This window comes from Kitasatospora sp. NPDC057198 (assembly GCF_042670125.1).
Taxonomy (GTDB): domain Bacteria; phylum Actinomycetota; class Actinomycetes; order Streptomycetales; family Streptomycetaceae; genus Kitasatospora.
Genome location: NZ_JBHUWH010000598.1, coordinates 1 through 4,170 on the forward strand (window position 1 = coordinate 1; position 4,170 = coordinate 4,170).

At 75.4% G+C, this 4,170-nt stretch carries 3 protein-coding genes; all 3 read right to left on the bottom strand.

What is annotated here, in order from left to right; genetic code table 11:
- Positions 1–112: 112 nt before the first annotated feature.
- Positions 113–1,570 (bottom strand): aldehyde dehydrogenase family protein, encoded by a 1,458-nt coding sequence (locus tag ACFUEL_RS36245; RefSeq protein ID WP_380241928.1) that lies wholly within the window; start codon positions 1,568–1,570, stop codon positions 113–115.
- A gap of 57 nt (positions 1,571–1,627) precedes the next feature.
- On the bottom strand, positions 1,628–2,497 hold the full coding sequence (locus tag ACFUEL_RS36250; RefSeq protein WP_380241930.1) for a helix-turn-helix domain-containing protein: 870 nt from the start codon (positions 2,495–2,497) through the stop codon (positions 1,628–1,630).
- A gap of 127 nt (positions 2,498–2,624) precedes the next feature.
- Positions 2,625–4,170: LuxR C-terminal-related transcriptional regulator (locus ACFUEL_RS36255; RefSeq protein WP_380241931.1), on the bottom strand; the 1,546-nt coding region annotated here is incomplete at its 5' end.

Here is a 4,170-nt window from a genome sequence, read left to right on the forward strand (position 1 = left end):
GAGTCACGCACCCTCGCTCGCTCGCCCCGCTCGTGCAGCCCCCTCCGTCGATGTTCCCGCGCGGGCCGGAACGACCGGCCTCGCGCCCGCTCGGTGCGGCCCCCGCCCGGCACTAGAACGGGAAGCGCGAGCGCCCGTGCTGGATCGAGATCCACTTGACGGTGGTGAACGCGTCCACGCTGGCGTCGCCGTTGAGCCGCCCGGTGCCGGAGCTCTTCTCGCCGCCGAACGGCACCACCGACTCGTCCGCGATCGTCCCGTCGTTGACGTGGATCATGCCGGTGTCGATCCGCTGCGCGAACCGCACGCCGCGCTCGGTGTTCGCGGTGTGCACCGCGCCGGACAGGCCGAAGGGCGTGTCGTTGGCGATCCGGACGGCCTCGTCCTCGTCGTCGAAGGGGATCAGCAGCGCGACCGGGCCGAACACCTCGCGGCGCAGGATCGGGTCGTCGGCGGGGATGTCGGTGAGGACGGTCGGGCGGACCAGGGTGCCGACGGTGGCGCCGTGCAGCAGGGCGCGGGCGCCGGCCGCCACCGCGCGCCCGACCTCGGCGGTGATCGCCTCGGCCTGGGCGGAGTTGATCAGCGGGCCGAGCTGGGTCGCCGGGTCGCCCGGGTCGCCGACCGAGAGCGAGGCGACCTTGGCGGTGAACTTCTCGGCGAACGCGGCGAACAGCGTCCGGTCGACCAGGATCCGGTTGGCGGCCATGCAGATCTGGCCCTGGTGGACGAAGCGGCTGGCCACGGCGGCGTCCACCGCGTAGTCGAGGTCGGCGTCGTCGAGGACCACCAGCGCGCTGTTGCCGCCGAGTTCGAGGACGGTGCGCTTGAGGTGGCCGGCGGCGACGGCGGCGACGTGCCGCCCGACCGTGTCGGAGCCGGTGAAGGCGATCACCTTGGGCACGGGGTGCTCGATGAACGCGTCGCCGATCTCGGCGATGTCGGTGAGGACGACGTTCAGCAGGCCGGCCGGCAGCCCGGCCTCCTCGAAGACCTTGGCGATCAGGGTGCCGCCGGCCACCGGGGCGTCCTGGTGCGGCTTGAGGACGACCGCGTTGCCGAGGGCGAGCGCGGGGGCGACGGCCTTCAGCGAGAGGAAGACCGGGGCGTTGAACGGGCTGATCACGCCGACCACGCCGACCGGGAGGCGGTAGAGCCGGTTCTCCTTGCCGGGCACCGGCGAGGGCAGGATCCGGCCCTCGGAGCGCAGGGCGAGCGCGCCGGCCTCCCGCAGCATGTCCTTGACCAGGGAGAGTTCGAAGGCGGACTTCATCAGGGTGCCGCCGAGTTCGGCGGTCATCACCTGGAGGATCTCCGGCTCGCGCTCCTCGACCACCCGCAGCGCGCGTTCGAGGACCAGGCGGCGCTCGTAGGGGCTGGTGGCCGCCCAGGCGGGCTGGGCCCGTTCGGCGGCGCGGTACGCCTGGTCGATCTCCTCGGCGGTGGCGACCGTGAACGAGGCGAGCTTCTCCCCGCTGAAGGGGTCCAGGTCCACGATGTCCCAGGAGCCGGTGCCCGGCCGCCACCGGCCGTCGATGTACTGCTGGGCGAGTTCCGCGATCAAGGACATGCGATCCCTCTCGGCGTTGGTGAACACCTACTGACGGATCATCATCTTAATTGCGGCTCAGGTGCCTTGGAGGATCTCCGCCAGAAGTGCCCTGGTCTCCTCCTCCGACAGCGCCGCCGCCGAGACCCGCTCCAGCGCGGTCGCGTACTCGGCCACCTCGGCCGGCTTGTCCAGGTACAGCGCGGTGGTGAACTGCTCGACGTAGACCACGTCCGCCAGGTCCGGCTCGGGGAAGCACAGCACCGAGAACGCCCCGCTGTCCGCCGCCAGCGCGACCGTCCCCAGCGGCAGCACCCGCAGGCTGATCGTCCCGCGCAGCGACAGCTCCGACAGCCGCGCCAGCTGGGCCCGCATCACCTCCGGCCCGCCGCACGGGCGGCGCAGCGCCGTCTCGTCGACGATCAGCTCCAGCCGGGCCGTCGCCCCCTCGGCCAGGAAGCGCTCCTGCCGGCGCATCCGCACCGCCGCCCGGCGCCCGATCTCCTCCTCGGACGCGGCGGGGCTGCCGGCCCGCATCACCGCGTACGCGTACTCGGCGGTCTGCAGCAGGCCGGGCACGAACTGCACCTCGTAGCTGCGCACCAGGTTCGCCGCGTCCTCCAGGTTGAGGTACGTCTGGAACCAGCCGGGCACCACGTCTCCGTAACCGTGCCACCAGGACGGGGCGTTGGTGCCGCCGACCAGGCCGAGCAGGGCGCTGCGGGACTCCTCGTCGTCGACGCCGTACAGCGTCAGCAGGTCCGCCACGTCGCGCTGCTTGAAGCCGACCCGGCCGAGCTCCATCCGGCTGATCTTCGACTCCGAGGCGCGGATCGAGTAGCCGGCGTCCTCCCGGGTCACGCCGCGGGCCTCGCGCAGGCGCCGCAACTGGGCGCCCAACTGGATGCGACGCGCGGTCGCACCGCTGCCCGTCTGCAGGCCCGTCATGCAAACCCTCCGCCCCAGCAACGCCAGTGGACCCCGTGGGAAGCAGTCTGCCACTGGGCGACGACACTCCGCGAGGTCCTTCCGGCATTTGGCCAATCCGTTGTACAAACGACGGTTTCGACTCCGCTCAGGACAGCGCCGGCAGCACCTGCGCGAGATCGGCCCGGGAGCTCACCCCCAGCTTCGGGTACGCCTTGTACAGGTGGTGGCCGACCGTGCGGGCGCTCAGGAACAGCTGCGCGGCGATGTCCCGGTTGGACAGGCCGCGGGCCGCCAGCCGGACGATCTGCGACTCCTGCGGGGTCAGCCCGGCCACCGTCCGGGCCGGGCCGGCCGAGGCGGCGGCCGGGCCGCCGGTGGCGTCCAGTTCGGTGCGGGCCCGCTCGGCCCAGGGCACCGCGCCCAGCAGCCGCAGCGCCCGCTCGGCGGAGCGCAGCGGGGCCCGCGCCTCGGCCTTGCGGCGGGAGCGGCGCAGCCACTCGCCGTACAGCAGCTCGGTGCGGGCCAGCTCCCAGGGGCGGGGCTGCTCGGCGTGCCGGGCCAGCGCCCGCCGGTACAGCTCCCCGGCGAACTCGTCGGGGGCCAGCAGCGCGTGGCAGCGGTGCACCAGGGCGCGGGCCCACGGCCGGCCGGCCCGCTCGGCCCAGCGCTCGAACCGCTCCAGCGGCTCGGCGCACTCCTCGCCGCGGCGCAGCCGCACCGCGGCCTCCACCAGGTCGGGCACCGCCCGGACCGCGGAGACGTGGTGGGCCTGCGCGCCGCCGGTGAGCGCGGCCAGCTGCCCGTACGCGTCCTCGGCCCGCCCGGCGCCCAGGTCGAGCAGGCCCAGCGCCCAGCGGGCCCAGGGGGCGCCCGCGCCGCCCCGGGCGAAGGCCGCGGCGGCGTGCTCCCGGCAGGGCTCCGACTCGCCCCGGACGGCCGCCAGGTGGGCCAGGAAGCCGTGCAACTGGCCGGTCCACAGCGGCTGTCCGGTGTCCCGGGCCAGGCGCAGCGCCTCGGCGGCGTGGTCGGCGGCCGCGGCCGGGCGGCCCTCGAAGAGCTCGGCCTCGGCGAGGAAGAACAGCAGGGTGGGCAGCGTCCCGAAGGCGCCGCCCTCGCGGGCCTCCCGGACCAGCCGCCGGGAGAGGTCCAGCACCTCGGCGTCGTGTCCGGGCACCAGCCCGGCCCCGCAGGGCAGCACCAGGTCGACCGGGACGGCCGCCCCGGCCGACCGGGCCGCCCGCTCGGTCTCGGGCAGCGTCGGCCCGTCCCCGCCGCCCAGCGCGGCGCCCAGGTAGCGGGCCACCGGAGCCAGCGGGTCACCGGCCGGCAGCGGCAGCCCGGCGAGGGCCGCCAGGGTCTCCTGCACCGCCGGGAGCCCGTCGTACCAGGCGACGTGCACGGCCTGCACCAGGACGCGCGCCGCCGGGCCGGGGTGCTCGGCGGCGACCAGGGCGGCGGCCCCGGTCAGCCGCCGGTGCGCGGAGGCGTTCTCGTCGCGCCAGAACTCGGCGACGCCGCGGGCGAACAGCAGGTGCGCCCGGGTCACCGGGTCGGCGTCCGGCCGGTCGGCGGCGGCCGCGAGCCGCTCGGCCCGCCCCACCTCGCCCGCCTCCAGAGCCGCCTCCACCGCCTCCACCGTCCACCGGCGGGCCGCCGCCGGGTCCGGGCTGAGCCGGGCGGCCCGCTCGTAC

What these genes read in the sequence shown, in the direction of transcription:
- ACFUEL_RS36245 (WP_380241928.1), bottom strand. Translation starts at nt 1,570, where the DNA reads ATGTCCTTGATCGCGGAACTCGCCCAGCAGTACATCGACGGCCGGTGG.
- ACFUEL_RS36250 (WP_380241930.1), bottom strand. Translation starts at nt 2,497, where the DNA reads ATGACGGGCCTGCAGACGGGCAGCGGTGCGACCGCGCGTCGCATCCAG.